Origin of the sequence: Cellulomonas flavigena DSM 20109, assembly GCF_000092865.1 — a bacterium.
GTDB lineage: Bacteria > Actinomycetota > Actinomycetes > Actinomycetales > Cellulomonadaceae > Cellulomonas > Cellulomonas flavigena.
The window spans coordinates 2,025,651-2,042,127 of sequence record NC_014151.1 but is presented as its reverse complement, the minus strand read 5'-3'; the positions used below and the strand labels follow the sequence as shown (position 1 = coordinate 2,042,127).

Below are 16,477 nucleotides of genomic sequence, written 5' to 3'. Positions count from 1 at the left end.
ACCGGATCGGGACCGCGCTGACGAAGGCGCCGGCTACAGCAGACCGAGGTACGACGACCAGAGGGACTCGCCCACCGCGAGGCCGACGAACGCGCCGAGGATCATCCACGGCCCGAACGCGATGCCGGACTTGGGACCGACCCGTCGCAGCACGATCAGCACGAGCCCGAACGCGCCACCGAGCAGGAAGGCTGCGAACCAGCCGACGACCAGCGCACCCCACCCCACCCAGCCCAGGTACAGGCCCAGGACACCGGCGAGCTTCACGTCACCGAACCCCATGCCGGCGGGGTACACCAGCACGAGGACGAAGTAGACGACGTACAGCACGACGCAGCCCACCGCCGCGCGGCCGAGCGCACCCCAGTCGCTCGGCCCGCCCGGGTTCCAGGACGCGAGCGCGAGCAGCACCGGCGCGACGACGTAGGCGGGCAGCACGATCCTGTCCGGCAGGCGCTTGACGTCGAGGTCGATCAGCGTGAGCGCCACGGAGATCGCGACCAGGTACAGGACGGCCGGCAGCGACCACGACCAGCCGACGACGCCCGCGGTGACCGCGAACAGCACCCCCGTGACGAGCTCGACGAGCGGGTAGCGCCGGGAGATCGGCTCACCGCAGTCGCGGCACCGTCCCCGCAGGGCGAGCCAGGACAGCACCGGCACGTTGTCGCGGGCGCGGACGCGGTGGCCGCAGCGGGGGCACGCGCTCGGCGGACTGACCACCGACTCGCCACGCGGGACGCGCCACACGACCACGTTGAGGAACGACCCGACGACGAGACCCAGGACCCCGGCGACCAGCGCGAGGACCACCGCCAGGTGGTCGGTCGCACCGCTGAGCAGGGCGTCGGGAGCGGTCACTGCGACTCGCGCTTGTAGAGCACCTCCGAAGAGTACGACGTCACGCCCGCCGTCGCGGTCAGCCCTCCCCAGATCGGCAGGGGCTTGAACTTCATGTCGAGCTGGTTGTCGACGCTCAGGGTCGAACCGGAGTACACCTGCCCCACGAGGGTGGCCTGGTTCGCCTTGCGGATGGCGCACGGCGAGTAGAGCAGGGTGTTGACCGTCGCGTCGACCGACACCTGGTTGTCGAGCGAGATGCCCTCCTCCCACGCCGAGCAGGTCTTCGGCGTGCCGTAGTACGACTTGGGCTGGATGAAGTACAGGAGGTTCGGGTCGTCGGCCGTCCCGGTGCCCGCCACCGAGGTGATCGGCGAGTTGCCGCTGAAGGTGATCCCGCCGCGCGAGACCAGGATCAGGTCGTGGTTCAGCGTGATGCCGATGCCCTGGAGGATGATCTTGTCGCTGGGGCAGTCGGAGACGACGACGGTCGGCCCGGGCAGCTTGTACATGTTGGCGTAGAGCCACGCGCCCACGCCGTTCGCCTTGCCGTTGAGGTTCTTCGCGTGGCCGTCGGGGCCGACGAGCTCCTGGTTGCCGGGCGGGTTGTACCAGCCGCACGTGAAGTTGCCCTGCGGGAAGGTGACGACGTTGGTGTAGCCGTGCGCCGCCCACCCGGCCTGTGCCGCGGCGTCCCACACCAGCTGCGGGAACGCGATGGGGCTGGGCGGGGTCAGACCGCCGGCGCCGAGGTTGCCCACGCACTTGCCCGGTGTGGCGCAGGTGTCCCCCGTGACGGTGCCGGCGGCACGCGCCTGCTGACCGACGGAGGCCTTGTCCAGCGCGACCGTGCTCGTCGCCGACTGCACCTGCCCGCCGACCGAGACCTGCGACTGGGTGATCTTCACCTCGCCCTTCGCGATCACGTCGACCGCCACCTGGCAGCGGCCCTCGAGGTAGATGCCACCCTGGGCGGTGATCGAGCCGGCGAACTCCTGGTTGTTCCGGCAGTAGAAGTCGCCGTTGGTGTAGATGTCGGCGTCGGGTGCGCCGGAGCTGGAGCCCAGGACGGTCTTGTTGGACATGATGAGCGAGGAGTCCGCGAAGATCGCCTTGTCGAGGCTGTTGTCGAACTCCGGCGTCAGCCGCAGGAGCGTCTCCACCTGCCGGCGGGCCGCGGACGTGCCGGCGACCGCCCCGGACGTCGTGCGCGTGACCACCTTGGCCTGCGAGACGGTCGCCGTCGCCACCGAGCCGCACGGGATCACGCCGCCGGCCGCGTTGTAGTAGGTGATCGTGGTCTGGACCTCGTACGCGTCCCCACCGACCGTGCCCGTGGAGGTGCTCGGCCCGCACAGCGAGCTGCCGAGCTGGGCGGGGGGCGCGGACTGGATGCGCGCGAGCGTGAGGTCGACGTTCGACTCCGCGAGCGACACGCCCGACGACCGCTGCCGGTCGCGGCCCGTCTGCTGCGACTCCGACAACGCGATCGAGATCGCGACCGCGACGAGCACACCCACGAGCATGACCACACCCATGGCGGCGACGAGCGCCACACCACGGTCGTCACGCCCACGCTGCAGGAGCGAACGGATCGCCTCCATGGTCATCCCTTCCGTACCGTCAGGCGGCCGGGACCGGCAGGCACTCGCTGCCGGTGTAGCCGTAGGTCGTGTTCCGCCCGGAGATCGACGCATCCAGCGAGACGTCCTTGCCGGAGGCCTCGTTGATCGCGACGAGGTGCACCCGCAGGAGCCGCTCGCCGTAGATGCCGGCCGGGCCGACGTCGAGCACGAACGGCGCCGACGTGGACGTCGGCTCGCGCAGTCCGCGCGCGACGACCGCCCAGTCCGAGACGCCGCCGGTGGTCTGCCAGGTGGGGCTCCAGCTGCGCATGCGCAGCTCGTGCGTCCCGCCGGTGGCGGACGGCGCGACCTGCCACTGGACGCACTTCTCGGAACCGTTCGACTGCGTGAAGATCCGCATGCACGAGCCCTGCAGCGCCCCGAGGTCCTGACACGTGGAGACGTGCAGGGCCTCGTCCGCCGGGCTGAACAGGACGTTGCCGGAGCGGACCTGCCGGTCGATCATCGCCAGGGCCTGGCGGGTGTTCTGCACGGATGCGGCCGCACCCTCGGCGTCCTTGGTGACGTGGAGCACCTCGATGGCGGCGCCCATGATGAGGGCCATCGCGGTGGCGAACAGCGTCATCGAGACGAGCAGCTCGACGAGCGACGTCCCGCGGTCCCCGCGCGGACGCGCACGGCGGAGTCGGATCTCAGGCATTGGCGGCCGCCTTGAAGGAGGAGTCGGCGGTGAGACCGCCGAGGTTCGCCGCGAGGGCGAACCTCGTGAGCTCGCCGGTGGCACCGGTGACCACGACGGTGACGTTGGCGGTGACCGCCGCGGACGCGTCGACCGACGTGGTGCAGGCGTCCGCCTTGCAGTCCACGGCGACGTTCCCCGTGCGGACGACCGGGAACCGCTCGACGCGCGGCCGCTGCACGGTCACCGTGCCCTCGTACGTGAGGGTCACGCCGCCGGCGTAGGTGACGGCCGTCGGGGGGATCTGCCACGACTGTGCGACCGGTGTGACGCCCGTCGCGGGCGTCGCGAACGTCGCGAGGTTCACCGTCTGGTATCCGGTCCCGTCCCAGACCCACAGGGTCCCGGCACGCGTGTACGACGGCGTCTGGGCCGACGGCCCTTCCTCGGCACGCGCCGACTCGGTGAGGCCGGACAGGGAGAACAGCCCGCGGCTCGCGGTGAAGCCCGCCGGTGCGGCGCTCACGGCGGCCCCGCCGACGATCGACGCGCCCAGTGTCCGGGCGGTGCCGGCGTGCCCGCAGTTCACGGGCGACCCCGACGCGCACACGCCCGAGTTCGCGGACCCGAGGATCCCGGCGACCGAACGCGACGACGTCCCGGCGGCCGCGAACGAGGCCAGCTCCACGGCTGTGCCGGACGGTGAGGTGTAGGTGAGGACGGACGCGCCGCCCGACGCCTGGATGTTGGAGGACGCGCACGGCCGCTCCGCGCCCGCCGCGCCCGTGACCAGCCCGGAGCCGGCAGCACCGGTGCAGATCGACGAGGGTGCCGCGACCGCGGCGCGGGCGCCGCCGGAGTCGGCGGTCGACGGCCGCACCGCGAGCACACCGCCCGGGCCGCTGGCCGCGAGTGTCGAGGCGGTCTTGCCGGCGGTGGCGGTGGAGACCGACTGCTGCGGCGTCGAGGACGGGTCGGAGTCGACGGCGGCCCCCGCGGCCTCGCCCCCGGTCGTCGTCGCCGAGGCCTTGGAGGCGCCCGACGTCTCCGCGGCGGAGGTGCCGCTCACGGTCTGCTCGGCGAGGATGCTCGCGGAGGACCGGGTCAGGTCGAGCCGCAGCTGGGGCGCGTCCATGCCGGCGATGAGCTGATCGGGCCCGGCGTCGCTGCTGACCGTCAGGCCGGCGAGGGACTCCCCCGCGCGGATCGTGTAGTACGACTGGCAGGGGGCGGCGAAGGGGCTCGTCGCGGTCGACAGGCAGCCGGCGGGCGAGAACGTGGTCGAGCGCTGCACGACCTCACGCCCGTCGGGCCGCACGGTGCTCGTCCACTTCACGACGACCGTGAGGTTGAAGGGCTGGGAGCCCGACGCCGTGGGGGCCGGGCGCGTGACATACGTCTGGACCGTGTAGGTGATGCCGTCGACCACCTGGTTCACGGCCTTGCCGGAGACCGCGTTGACCACGAGCGGCTCCCCGGGGCCGCTGAGCAGCCGCGCCGGGGGCGCGAACGTCACGACGCCGGCGGTGGTGGTGACGTACGCGGCGGTCACGGCCGGGTAGGCCGGGTCCTGCTGCGTGACACGGTCGTACGGCTGGGCGCGCAGCCGCTCGAGCTCCTGCGTGGCCAGGGCCGTCGCCGTCTGGCGCTGCCGGGCCTGGGCCACGGTGGTGAGCGCGCCGACGACGGTCACCGCGAGGGTCATCATGACGACGACGGTGATGACCATCGCGATGATGACCTCGACGAGCGTGAAGCCTGCGTCGTCACGCGGTCGTTCCTGGCTCTCCACCGGGCCACCTTTCGAGGGACGGGACGTGCGGGCGGAGCGCGAACGGCGGGGGGCGCGGTCAAGCGCACCCCCCGCCGTCCAGCTCGGGCTACCTGGTCAGCAGGTGGTGCCCTTCTTGATGCCGTTGCCGCCGGCGCTCCACGCCGAGGCACCCGCCTCCGCGGGCGTCACCGTGACGCAGTAGGTGGTCGAGGTCGCACCGGTCGCGGGCGCGAGCGTGACCGTGTTGCCCGGGCCGACCTTCACGGAGGTCGTCTCGGTGCCCATCGTGATCGTCGCCGTGATGGTCGCCGTGCCGGTCGCGTTGGCGCCGTTCGCGATCGACAGGTCCAGGGCGGCGTTCGGGTTGTCGACGAACGCGGCCGCGATGTCCTTGGAGATGTTGGTCGCGTCGGACTTGGCCGACGTCTCCGCCGCCTTCTTCCGCTGGTTGAGGAAGACCGGGATGGCGATCGCGGCGAGGATGCCGATGATGATCATGACGACGAGGAGCTCGATCAGGGTGAAGCCCCGGTCCTTCTCGTCGATGGACTTGCGGATACGAGCGATCATGGTGGTTGCTCCTGAGGACGCGTGAACGGTCGGAATGTCGATCTCAGCCGGCGAGGTGCTCGCGCACCTGGACGCCGGTTCATCACTGCATCCGTGACATCGGCGGTGCGGCGCGTGGCCTTGAGCGGACGGCCCCGGTCCGCCGCGCGATTCACCCGGCCGGAGCAACTCCTACTGGATGAGGTCGAAGACGCCGAAGATCGGCATGTACATGGAGATCACCATGAAGCCGACGATCGCGCCGATGACGACGATCATGAGCGGCTCGATGAGGCTCGTGAGCTGCTCGGTCATCGCCTCGACCTCCTGGTCGTAGAAGTCGGCGACCTTCCCGAGCATGGTGTCCAGCGCGCCGGTGTCCTCACCGACCGCCATCATCTGCACGACCATCGGCGGGAAGACCGGGTGCTGCGACAGCGGCCCCGCCAGCGACTCACCGCGCCGCACGGACTCCTGCACGGCCTTGGCCGCGCGTTCGATGACGATGTTCCCGCTGGCCTCGCCGACGATCTCCAGGGCCTGGAGCAGCGGGACGCCCGCGTGGATCATCGTCCCGAAGTTGCGCGTGAACCGGGACACCGCGATCTTGCGGAACAGCGGCCCGAAGACCGGCACCTTGAGCTTCAGCGGGTCGATCCGCTCGCGCAGGGCCCTGTCGTTCTTGTGCTTGCCCCACCACACGCCCGCCAGCACCAGCAGGACGACCGTGGGACCGATCGTCCACTTCAGCATGCCCGACAGGAACATGAGGAACTTGGTCGGCCCCGGCAGCTCGCCGCCGAGCCCGGCGAACATCTCGGCGAAGACCGGCACGATGAACAGCAGCATGCCCACCACGGCCAGGACGGCGATCACCAGGACGATGACGGGGTAGGCCATCGCGGACTTGATCTTGGCCCGCAGCCGGACCTCGGTCTCGAAGTTGTCGGCGATGGACACGAGCGTCTGGTCGAGGAAGCCGCCGACCTCGCCGGCGCGCACCATGTTGACCATCAGCGGCGGGAACGTCTCCGGGTGCTTGCCCAGCGCCGTCGAGAACGCGGTCCCGACCTCGACGTCGTTGCGGACCTGCGACAGGATCTTCGCGAGCGGCTTGGACTCGGTCTGCTCGACGAGGATCGCCAGCGCGCGCAGCAGGGACAGGCCGGAGTCGATCATGGTCGCCAGCTGGCGCGACATGATGGCGATGTCCTTCAGGGAGATCCTGTTGGACAGCCCGGGGATCGTGAACTCGGTCTGCAGGCCGCTCGTGGAGACCTCCGAGATCGAGACGGCCGCAAGGCCCATCTCGCGCAGCCGGTTGGCGACGGCGGCCTGGTTGTTCGCCTCGACGCGGCCCTTGACGATCTTCCCCGACCGGTCACGGACCGCGTACTCGAAGGTCTTCGTCCCGGCGGCCATCAGAACGCCTGCCCGTACGAGCCGGAGCCCATCGTGACCTCGTCACCCATGCCGGCCGCGCCCTGCGACGCCCCCGAGAACCTCCCGGTCAACCGGTTGTAGTCCTCGGCGTGATGGGACTTCTCGAGCCCCACCTCGTAGGTGATCTTGCCCTGCTTCACCAGGTCCGCCAGGTGCTGGTCCATCGTGTGCATCCCCTGCTTCGCGCCGGCCTGCATGGAGGAGTAGATCTGGTGCGTCTTGCCCTCGCGGATGAGGTTGCGGATGGCGGGGGTCGCCACCAGCACCTCGGTCGCCACGGCGCGTCCCGGCCCGTCCGCGCGCTTGCACAGCGTCTGGCAGACGACCGCCTGGATCGCGCCGGCCAGCTGCGTACGGACCTGGGCCTGCTGGTGCGACGGGAAGACGTCGATGACGCGGTCGATCGTCTGGGCGGCGTCCTGCGTGTGCAGGGTGGCGAAGACCAGGTGACCCGTCTCGGCCGCCGTGAGCGCGACGCTGATGGTCTCCAGGTCACGCATCTCCCCGACCAGGATGATGTCGGGGTCCTGGCGCAGGACGTGCTTGAGCGCGTTCGCGAACGAGTGGGTGTCCGCACCGACCTCGCGCTGGTTGACCAGCGACTTCTTGTGGCGGTGGAGGAACTCGATCGGGTCCTCCACCGTCATGATGTGGTCCTGACGCGTGCGGTTCGCGAGGTCGATGATCGAGGCGAGCGTCGTCGACTTGCCCGACCCGGTCGGACCCGTCACCAGGACGAGCCCGCGCGGGAGCCCCGCGAAGGTGCCCACGACGGCCGGCACCCCGAGCTCCTCGAGCGGCTTGATCTCGTACGGGATCACGCGGAACGCCGCGCCGATCGACTCCCGCTGCTGGTAGACGTTGACGCGGAACCGGGCCAGACCCCGCACCGCGTAGGAGACGTCGAGCTCGAGCTCCTCCTCGTACCGCTCCCGCTGCTTCTGCGTGAGGATCGCGTAGAGCGAGCGCCGCAGGCCGTCGGGCATCACCGGCCCGAACTGCTCGAGGGGCTGCAGCGCGCCCGAGAGCCGCACCATCGGCGGCGAGCCCGTCGTGAAGTGCGCGTCGGACGCCCCGAGGCGCACCATCTCCCGCAGGACCTCGTCGATCGGCATGTCGCCCGCCTGGGACTCCTGACCCAGCGCGCGGCGGGGAGCGGCGTCCGCCGGACGCGCGGCCGGCGGCTGCGGCGGTTGCTGCGCCGGCACGTGGGCCGGCGGCGGGACGGCACCTGCAGGCGTCCTCGGCGGTGCGGAGGGCGGCGGCGCGTGGCGCGCAGGAGCGGCGTGACCGGGCACTGCGGGGCCATGAGCGGGTGGCGGCGCCGGCGGCGCGCCGGCGGTGCTCTGCGAGGGCACCGGGCTGAACATCGGTGCTCCGCCGGGCCCCGCCTGCGGTCCGGCCGGGCGGTACGGGGGCAGCGGACGCGTCGCGCCGCTCGTGGGCCCCGGGTAGGCGTCGGTCACGTCGTCCTCCACATGCGTCCGTGCTGCTCCGCGGTGTCGTCGGGACGGCCGCGCTCAGAGGCCACCCGAGGGCGCCCCCTGGTGTCATCGGAACGGGCGCCGCGCGACTTGAGCGGCGGCCGGCACGGGCTCACGCCACGACGCGCAGGATCTCCTCGATCGACGTCAGGCCGGACGCCACCTTCTGCCACCCGTCGTCGCGCAGCGTGATCATCCCCTGCTTGACCGCGGTCGCCCCGATGTCGGCCGACGACGAGTGAGCGACGGCGTGACGCTCGATGTCCTCGGTGACCCGCATCACCTCGTGCAGCGCGAGGCGCCCCTTGTACCCGGTGCGCGAGCACGCCGCGCACCCCGCCGGACGGAAGAACTCGGGGAGCTGCTCGCCCTCGACCCACGGGAAGCGCGCGGCCTCCAGCTCCCGCGGGGTCGGGCGGTACGCCTCCTTGCACTTCGGGCAGAGCCGTCGCGCGAGCCGCTGCGCGACCACGCAGTCGAGCGCCGAACCCACGAGGAAGGGCTCGATACCCATCTCCGTCAGGCGGGTCACCGCCGAGGGCGCGTCGTTCGTGTGCAGCGTCGAGAGCACGAGGTGCCCGGTGAGGGCGGCCTCGACCGCGATCTGCGCGGTCTCGTGGTCGCGGATCTCACCGAGGAGCACGACGTCGGGGTCCGAACGCAGGATCGAGCGCAGGGCCGCGGCGAACGTCAGACCCGCCTTGGGGTTCACCTGCACCTGGTTGATGCCCGCGAGCCGGTACTCGACCGGGTCCTCGACGGTGATGACGTTGATGTCCGGCTTGGAGACGGCGTTGAGCGTCGCGTACAGCGTCGTGGACTTCCCCGAACCCGTGGGCCCCGTGACGAGGATCATGCCGTACGGCTTGGTGTACGACTCCTTGTACGTCGCGTAGTTGTGCTCGAGGAACGACAGGTCACGCAGGTCCAGGCTCGCCGTGGAGTTGTCGAGGATGCGCATGACGATCTTCTCGCCCCACACCGTCGGCAGGGTCGCGACACGGAGGTCGATCTTGCGCCCGTTGTGCATGACCGACATCCGGCCGTCCTGCGGCTTGCGCTTCTCCGCGATGTCGATGTCGCTCATGATCTTCACGCGGCTGACGACGCCGCCGGTGACGTTCTTCGGCGCCCGCTGCGTCTCGTGCAGGACACCGTCGATGCGGTAGCGCACGCGCAGGTCGTGCTCGCTGGGCTCGATGTGGATGTCCGACGCGCGGTCCGTGATCGCCTGCGTCACCAGCAGGTTGACGAACCGCACGATCGGCGCCTCGTCGTCGAGGACGTCCCCCATGCGTGCCGAGAGGTCGACCTCGGCTTCCTGCGACTCCTCGAAGGCGTTGGTGAGGTCCTCCATCTCGCCGTCGGCCCGGCAGTACCGGTCGATGGCTCGCAGGACGTTGTCGTGCGTCGCGACGACCGAGATCACGGTCATGCCCGAGATCGTGCGGACGTCGTCGACGGCGACGACGTTGCCCGGGTCCGGCGTGGCGAGCACGAGCGCACCGTTGCGCACACCGACCGGGAGCACCGAGTGCCGCCGGCACAGGGCACCGGGCACCAGGGCGACCGCGGTCCGGTCCACCGGGTACTCGTCGAGGTCGACGAACTCCATGCCCACCTGCGCGGCGAGCGCCCGGACCAGCTGCGCCTCGGTGAGGATGCCGAGCTCGACGAGCGTCCGCCCGAGCGACGTCCCCAGGCTGGTCTGTTCGTCCAGTGCCGCCAGGAGCTGCGCCTCCGTGACGAGCCCCTCGTCGAGCAGGATCTCCCCGAGCTGCTTCACCCGTGCCTCCCTCGTCCGTGGGCACCATGGAGCAGCACCCGAGGAGGCATCGGCACATCCTGGCGCGGTCTGAAGCCCCCTCGGAATCGCGACCCCCGCGCGGGCTCAGCCGGGTGTGGCGGCGAGCACCGCGTCGAGCGCACGGTCCATCGCGTCGAGCGGCCCGGCACGCCCCGTCATGAGCCGCACCTGCTCCGCCGCCTGGTGCAGCAGCATGCGTTCGCCGCCGACGACGCGGCCGCCGTGCGCGGCCCAGGCCGCGCTCAGCGCGGTGGGGCGCGGATCGTAGCAGACGTCGAGCAGGACACCGGTGACGTCACCCTGCAGGTCCGCAGCGAGGACGTCCGCGGCGTGCGCGGGCAGCGTGCTGACGACCGCGTCGACGCGACCGATCTCCCGGGCCGCGTCGTCGAGCCGGCACAGCCGCGGCTCCACGCCCATCCGGTGCGCCGCGCGCAGCAGCCCACCGGCGCGTGCCTGCGAGCGGACGTAGACCCGGGGCGTCGGGCAGCCGAGCTGTGCGAGCGCGGCGAGCGTGGACGCCGCGGTCGCACCCGCCCCGATCACCGCGGCGGACCGCAGCCCGCCGCCCGCACCGCCCTCCCCGAGCGCCGCGACCAGGCCGTGCACGTCGGTGTTGGCGCCCGTCAGCACACGCGCACCGCCGACGCCCGCGACCAGCACGGTGTTCACCGCACCGACCACCTCGGCGAGGGGCTCGACGTGGTCCAGGAGCGGGATCACGGTCTGCTTGAGCGGCATCGTGAGGCTGAGCCCCACCCACGACTCGTCGAGCCCGACGAGGAACCCCGGCAGCTGCTCCTCGGTCACGTCGACGGCGTCGTACCGCGACTCGTCGAGACCCAGGGCCGCATACGCTGCGCGGTGCAGCACGGGCGACAGGGAGTGTGCGACCGGATGACCGAGGACGGCGGCACGGCGAACCGCCACTAGCGGTTCTCCTCCACCCACGCCTGGTACTCGGCCTTGTACTCGAGGAACTCGTCGTGGGTCGTGGCGAACTTCGTCTCGCTGGTCTCGAGGTTCACCGTCACCCAGAACATCCAGTCCCCGGCCGCGGGTGCCAGCGCCGCCTCGATCGAGGGGATGCCCGGCGACGCGATCGGCGTCGGGGGGAGCCCCTTGAGCTTGCGGGAGTTGTACGGGTTCGACGTGTCCTCGAGCTCGGCCTGCGTCAGCTCGTTGCCGGGCTTCTTGAGGGCGTAGACGAGCGTCGCATCGATCTGCAGGGGCCAGCCCTGCGCGAGCCGGTTCTCGATGACGCGGGCCATCATCGGCCGGTCGCTGTCGAGGACCGCTTCCTTCTCGATGAGCGACGCCTTCTTCAGGACGTCGAGCCACTGGTCCTGGGGGACGCCCTTCGACGTCAGCGTCTCGACGGTCTTGGCCACCATCGGCGCGATCACGGACTGCGCCGTCGGGTTCGGCTCGACCTGGTAGGTCGTCGGGAAGAGCCAGCCCTCGAGGTTGCCTCCCGCCTCGGCGGGCAGTCCGATCGCGGCAGGGTCGGACGCCGCAGCCTTGAGCTCCTCGACCGGGACGAGCGTCACCTCGTTGATGCGCGCGAAGATCTCGTCGGCCGTCCAGCCCTCGGGGATCGTGAGCTTCATGGACTTGCGGCTCTTCGGGTCGAGCAGCGCCAGCACCGCACGCTCGGCGTTCATCTCGAGGTTGAGCTGGTAGGTCCCCGGCTGGATACCGGCCGCGTCGGGGTTGGCGTCGAACGCCTCGCGGAACGCCGCCTCGGACGCGACGATGCCGGCGTCGTACAACGTCGCAGCGATCGCTGCGCCGGTGTCACCGGCGTTGATGACGATCGTGGGCGCCCCGGGGCGCCCGGCACCGGGGTAGTCGGTCACGCGCTCCTGGCCGGACCCGGCGAACAGCTGGCCTCCCAGCAGCGAGAAGACGACGTATCCGGCGCCGGCGACGAGCACGAGCGCGACGACGAGCACGGAGACCGACCGGCGGCGGCGCTGCTTGCGCATCCGCTCCTCACGCTTGCGGCCCGACGAGCGGGACCGTCGTCGCGGTTCGGGCGCACCCGGCGCCGCCGCGACGCGCTCACCGCCGAACAGGTCGGTCACGCTCTCGTCGGACTTCACCGGGGCCCACCACTCCGTCTGGTTGCTCACCTGCGCGTCACTCCACAGTCGTCGTGCCGTCACCCACAACGCCCCCACGTGCCGGCCCGGAGCGGTCGCGGTCCACCTCGACCCGTTCCCCGGGCCGTCGTCCCGTGGTCCGCTCCATGTCCAGCGCGTGCTGCAGGATCACCACCGCGGCTGCCTGGTCGACGACCTCACGGTGGCGGCGACCGGATCGGCCGGCCGCCTGGAGCGCGTGATGCGCGGACACCGTGCTCATCCGCTCATCCACGAGCCGGACCTGGACGGGCCGGACCGCGTGCGCCAGTGCGACAGCGTACGCGCGAGCGACCCCCGCAGACGACCCCTCCGCCCCGGAGAGATGACGCGGGAGACCGACGTACACAACTTCCGCACGTCGTTCCCGCGCCTCGTCCGCGATCCGTGCGACGTCCGCCGCGGTGGACGACGGCTTGCTCGCGGCACGCGCGAGCGTCTCCACGGGCGTCGCGAGCAGCCCGTCCGGGTCGCTCGACGCGACCCCGACGCGCACCGTGCCCACGTCCACGGCGAGCCGCACGCCGCGGCCCACCGTGTCGACGTCGGACGGTGCGACGTGCACGCCCATCAGCCCCGGACGGCCGCGACGACGCCGTCCAGCGCGTCGGGCAGACGGGACGCGTCGGTGCCGCCGCCCTGGGCGACGTCGTCCTTGCCGCCCCCGCCGCCGCCGAGCACGCCCGACGCGGTGCGCACGAGCGCACCCGCCCGGTGCCCGGCCTCACGCGCCGCTGCGTTGGTGACCACGACCACGACCGGCCGCCCCTTGGCGACGCCGCCGACGGCGACGACGACCGGCGAGGACTCCCCCAGCCGGCCGCGCACGTCGAGCGCGAGCGTGCGCAGGTCGTCCGCCGCCGCGACCTCGCCCGCGTCGTGCGCGACGACGAGCGCCGTGCCCACCTGCTGCGCGCCGGCCGCGAGCCCCGATGCCGCCGCGAGCACCTGCGCCTGCCGCAGCGCCGCGAGCTCCTTCTCCGACTCCCGGACACGCGTGAGCAGCGAGGACACCCGCTCGCCGAGCTCGTCAGGGCGCGCCCCGAGCAGCCCCGAGAGCTGGCTGACGAGCGCGCGCTCCTTGGCCTGGTAGCCGTACGCCGAGTCGCCGACGAGCGCGTCGACGCGACGCACGCCCGAGCCGATGGACGACTCGCCCAGGAGCGTCACGAGGCCGAGCTCACCGGAGCGGCGCACGTGCGTGCCCGCGCACAGCTCGCGCGACCAGTCGCCGCCGATCGACACGACGCGGACCTCGTTGCCGTACTTCTCGCCGAACAGCGCCATCGCGCCGAGCGCGCGCGCCTCGTCGATCGCCATCGTGCGGTCGGTGACCTCGAGGTCGTCCTGCAGGCGCTCGTTGACGCGGCCCTCGATCTGCGACAGCGAGGACGCCGGCACCGACTGGCCCGAGCGGAAGTCGAAGCGCAGCCGGCTGGGCGCGTTCTCCGACCCCGCCTGCGTCGCGGTGTCGCCGAGCTCCTCGCGCAGCGCCTTGTGCACCATGTGCGTCGCGGTGTGCGCCCGGGCGATCGCCCGGCGTCGCGCGGTGTCGATCGTCGCGGTGCCGGTGTCGCCGAGCGTCAGCGTGCCGTCGACCAGCCGGCCGTGGTGCACCGACAGGCCCTTGATGGGCGCCTGAACGTCGTCGACCTCGACGATCGCGCCGTCCGCGAGGCTGATCGTGCCCGTGTCGGCGAGCTGGCCGCCCGCCTCGGCGTAGAACGGCGTGACGTCGAGCACGACCTGCACGTCGGCGGGGGCCGTCGCCGCAGGGGCGGGCACCCCGTCGACGAGCAGCCCGACGACCTTGGTCGCCGCCGTGGTGTCGGTGTACCCGACGAACCGCACGGACGCGCCGTTCTCGGCGCTCAGCGCCTGCTGCAGCTGCTGGTACGTGCTCGTGTCGGCGTGGCCCGTCTTCTTGGCCAGCGCATCGGCGCGCGCGCGGTCGCGCTGCGCCTGCATGAGGGTGCGGAACGCCTGCTCGTCGACGTCGACGCCGTGCTCGGCCGCCATCTCGAGCGTCAGGTCGATCGGGAAGCCGTACGTGTCGTGCAGCGCGAACGCCTGCTCGCCCGTCAGCACGACGCCCGTGCCGTCCGCGCCCGCCTTCGCCTTGGAGACGGCTCCCTCGAAGATCGTGGTGCCGGCGGTCAGGGTGCGCAGGAACGCGTCCTCCTCGCCGTACGCGACCTGGGAGATGCGGTCGAAGTCGCGCACGACCTCGGGGTACGACACGCCCATGAGGTCGCGGCTGATCGGCAGGAGCTCGGGCAGCGCCGCGTCCTCCACGCCGAGCAGGCGCATCGAGCGCACGGCGCGACGCACCAGGCGGCGCAGCACGTAGCCGCGGCCCTCGTTCGACGGCGTGACACCGTCGCCGATGAGCATCAGCGCCGAGCGCACGTGGTCACCGACGACGCGCAGCCGCACGTCGTCCTCGCCCGACGCACCGTAGCGCCGCCCGGACAGCTCGGCCGCGCGCTCGATGACCGGGAACACCTCGTCGGTCTCGTACAGGTTGTTCTTGCCCTGCAGCAGGTAGGCGATGCGCTCGAGGCCCGCGCCGGTATCGATCGCCTTGCGCTCGAGCTCGCCCAGCAGCGGGTAGTCCTTGCCCCGCCCCTCGCCGCGCACGAACTGGTCGAACACCAGGTTCCAGATCTCGAGGTAGCGGTCGCCGCCGGGGTCGACCGTCCCGCCGACGGCGTCGGGGCCGAACTCGGGGCCCCGGTCGTAGTGCCACTCGGCGCACGGCCCGGCCGGACCGGGCTGGCCCGTGTCCCAGAAGATCTCCTCGCGCGTGAGGCGCACGACGTGCCGCGGGTCGACGCCGACGCGCACCAGTGCGTCCGCCGCCTCGTCGTCCTCGTTCCAGATCGTCACCCACAGCCGGTCGCCGTCGAGCCCCAGCCCCCCGGACTCCTGCGCGCCCGTGAGAAAGCCCCACGCGAGCTCGATCGCGCCCTCCTTGAAGTAGTCGCCGAACGAGAAGTTCCCGAGCATCTGGAAGAACGTGCCGTGCCGTGTGGTGCGGCCGACGTTCTCGATGTCGTTGGTGCGGATGCACTTCTGCGCGTTGGCGACGCGGGGCCACGGCGCGTCCTGCGTCCCGAGGATGTACGGGATGAAGGGCACCATGCCGGCGATCGTGAAGAGGATCGACGGGTCCGGGGAGATGAGCGGCACGGACGGCACGATGGCGTGGTCCTTGCTCGCGAAGTAGTCGAGCCAGCGCTGGCGGATCTCGGCGGTGCGCATGTCGTCCTCGTCAGGTGCAGGTCCGCCGCCGGACGGCGGTCGGAGGGGTCAGGTGGGCCGGGCGCGGCCCGGATGGTGCAGGTCTGCTCAGAAGAACGGTGCCTGCGCGTCGTCGTCGGGGTCGGTGACGGGCTCGTCCGCCCACCCCCGTGCCACGAGGTCCCGGGCGAGGTCGTCGCGGGCGGGCCGCCCGAACGCCTCGCGCAGCTCGGCGCGGTGCCGCGGTGCGTTCGCGCGGACCGTGTCGAGGTCGACGTCGCCGACGAGCGCCTCGAGCAGCTCGGCCTCGCGCTCGGCGACACCGGCGCGGAAGTCGTCGCGCGCGTGGCGCAGCGCACGCGTCACGCGCAGCGCACCGTCCACGGCGTCGGTCGTGCCGGCCGGTGCGTAGTGGTCGACGAGCTCACGCCCCCGGCGCACCACCACGACGGTGAGGGCGACGCCGACGCCGACCCAGAACAGGCGCCTCACCGACCCGCACCACCCGAGCGCAGGCCCGCGAACGCCCGGCGCACGCCGTAGGAGAACGCCGCGACCTTGAGGAGCGGGCCGCCGACGGTGGCGGTGACGAGCGACGTGAGCGCCGAGACGTTCTCGCCGACCTGCGCGGCGGCCGTGGTCACGGTGTCGACCTTCTCCAGCTGCGTCGCCGAGGACGCCACGACGCGTGCGGTCTCGTCGAGCACGGGCAGCGCGTGGTCGGTCATCTCCTTGACGGAGCTCCGCGCCTCGTCCAGCACGTCGGCGAGCCGCAGCAGCGGCCGCGCGAGGAAGCCCACGAGGGCGACGAACGCCACCGCCGCGATGAGTCCTGCGACGTCACCGATCGAGACCTCCATGCCCGTCCTCCTCCACAGCCCGTCCTGCTCGTCCGCGTGCTCGTCCGCGACCGGACCCCGCCACCCTA

Annotated in this window: 14 protein-coding genes; all 14 read right to left on the bottom strand. The window is 71.9% G+C overall.

What is annotated here, in order from left to right:
• Window positions 1–33: 33 nt before the first annotated feature.
• The 14 genes from CFLA_RS09255 to CFLA_RS09190 all read right to left on the bottom strand — a co-directional run bounded on the left by CFLA_RS09255 (window position 34) and on the right by CFLA_RS09190 (window position 16,409).
• Window positions 34–861: a prepilin peptidase gene (locus tag CFLA_RS09255; RefSeq protein WP_013117060.1), complete on the bottom strand. Its 828-nt coding sequence runs from the start codon at window positions 859–861 to the stop codon at window positions 34–36.
• Window positions 858–2,444: a hypothetical protein gene (locus CFLA_RS09250; RefSeq protein ID WP_013117059.1), complete on the bottom strand. Its 1,587-nt coding sequence runs from the start codon at window positions 2,442–2,444 to the stop codon at window positions 858–860. Before CFLA_RS09250 ends, CFLA_RS09255 begins: the two co-directional genes overlap by 4 nt.
• Window positions 2,445–2,463: 19 nt before the next feature.
• Window positions 2,464–3,126, bottom strand: a complete 663-nt coding sequence (locus tag CFLA_RS09245; RefSeq protein ID WP_013117058.1) for a PilW family protein — start codon at window positions 3,124–3,126, stop codon at window positions 2,464–2,466.
• On the bottom strand, window positions 3,119–4,897 hold the full coding sequence (locus tag CFLA_RS21095; protein WP_013117057.1) for a prepilin-type N-terminal cleavage/methylation domain-containing protein: 1,779 nt from the start codon (window positions 4,895–4,897) through the stop codon (window positions 3,119–3,121). The genes CFLA_RS09245 and CFLA_RS21095 overlap by 8 nt, the downstream gene beginning before the upstream one ends.
• A 96-nt stretch (window positions 4,898–4,993) precedes the next feature.
• Window positions 4,994–5,449, bottom strand: a complete 456-nt coding sequence (locus CFLA_RS21185) for a type II secretion system protein (protein ID WP_013117056.1) — start codon at window positions 5,447–5,449, stop codon at window positions 4,994–4,996.
• 171 nt (window positions 5,450–5,620) lie between these two features.
• Window positions 5,621–6,850 carry a type II secretion system F family protein gene (locus CFLA_RS09230; RefSeq protein WP_013117055.1) on the bottom strand — a complete coding sequence of 410 codons (1,230 nt, stop codon included), beginning with the start codon at window positions 6,848–6,850 and terminating at the stop codon, window positions 5,621–5,623.
• On the bottom strand, window positions 6,850–7,986 hold the full coding sequence (locus CFLA_RS09225; protein WP_013117054.1) for a type IV pilus twitching motility protein PilT: 1,137 nt from the start codon (window positions 7,984–7,986) through the stop codon (window positions 6,850–6,852). The genes CFLA_RS09230 and CFLA_RS09225 overlap by 1 nt, the downstream gene beginning before the upstream one ends.
• Before the next feature lie 481 nt (window positions 7,987–8,467).
• Complete coding sequence (locus tag CFLA_RS09220; protein WP_013117053.1) at window positions 8,468–10,141, bottom strand: GspE/PulE family protein; 1,674 nt, start codon at window positions 10,139–10,141, stop codon at window positions 8,468–8,470.
• Between the two features lie 105 nt (window positions 10,142–10,246).
• On the bottom strand, window positions 10,247–11,092 hold the full coding sequence (locus tag CFLA_RS09215) for a shikimate dehydrogenase (RefSeq protein ID WP_013117052.1): 846 nt from the start codon (window positions 11,090–11,092) through the stop codon (window positions 10,247–10,249).
• Window positions 11,092–12,297 carry an endolytic transglycosylase MltG gene (mltG, locus tag CFLA_RS09210; RefSeq protein WP_013117051.1) on the bottom strand — a complete coding sequence of 402 codons (1,206 nt, stop codon included), beginning with the start codon at window positions 12,295–12,297 and terminating at the stop codon, window positions 11,092–11,094. Before mltG ends, CFLA_RS09215 begins: the two co-directional genes overlap by 1 nt.
• A 7-nt stretch (window positions 12,298–12,304) precedes the next feature.
• Window positions 12,305–12,877, bottom strand: a complete 573-nt coding sequence (ruvX, locus tag CFLA_RS09205) for a Holliday junction resolvase RuvX (RefSeq protein ID WP_013117050.1) — start codon at window positions 12,875–12,877, stop codon at window positions 12,305–12,307.
• Window positions 12,877–15,570, bottom strand: a complete 2,694-nt coding sequence (alaS, locus tag CFLA_RS09200) for an alanine--tRNA ligase (RefSeq protein ID WP_013117049.1) — start codon at window positions 15,568–15,570, stop codon at window positions 12,877–12,879. Before alaS ends, ruvX begins: the two co-directional genes overlap by 1 nt.
• An 87-nt stretch (window positions 15,571–15,657) precedes the next feature.
• Window positions 15,658–16,041: a hypothetical protein gene (locus CFLA_RS09195; protein WP_013117048.1), complete on the bottom strand. Its 384-nt coding sequence runs from the start codon at window positions 16,039–16,041 to the stop codon at window positions 15,658–15,660.
• Window positions 16,038–16,409, bottom strand: a complete 372-nt coding sequence (locus CFLA_RS09190; RefSeq protein ID WP_013117047.1) for a DUF948 domain-containing protein — start codon at window positions 16,407–16,409, stop codon at window positions 16,038–16,040. The genes CFLA_RS09195 and CFLA_RS09190 overlap by 4 nt, the downstream gene beginning before the upstream one ends.
• Window positions 16,410–16,477: the final 68 nt, after the last annotated feature.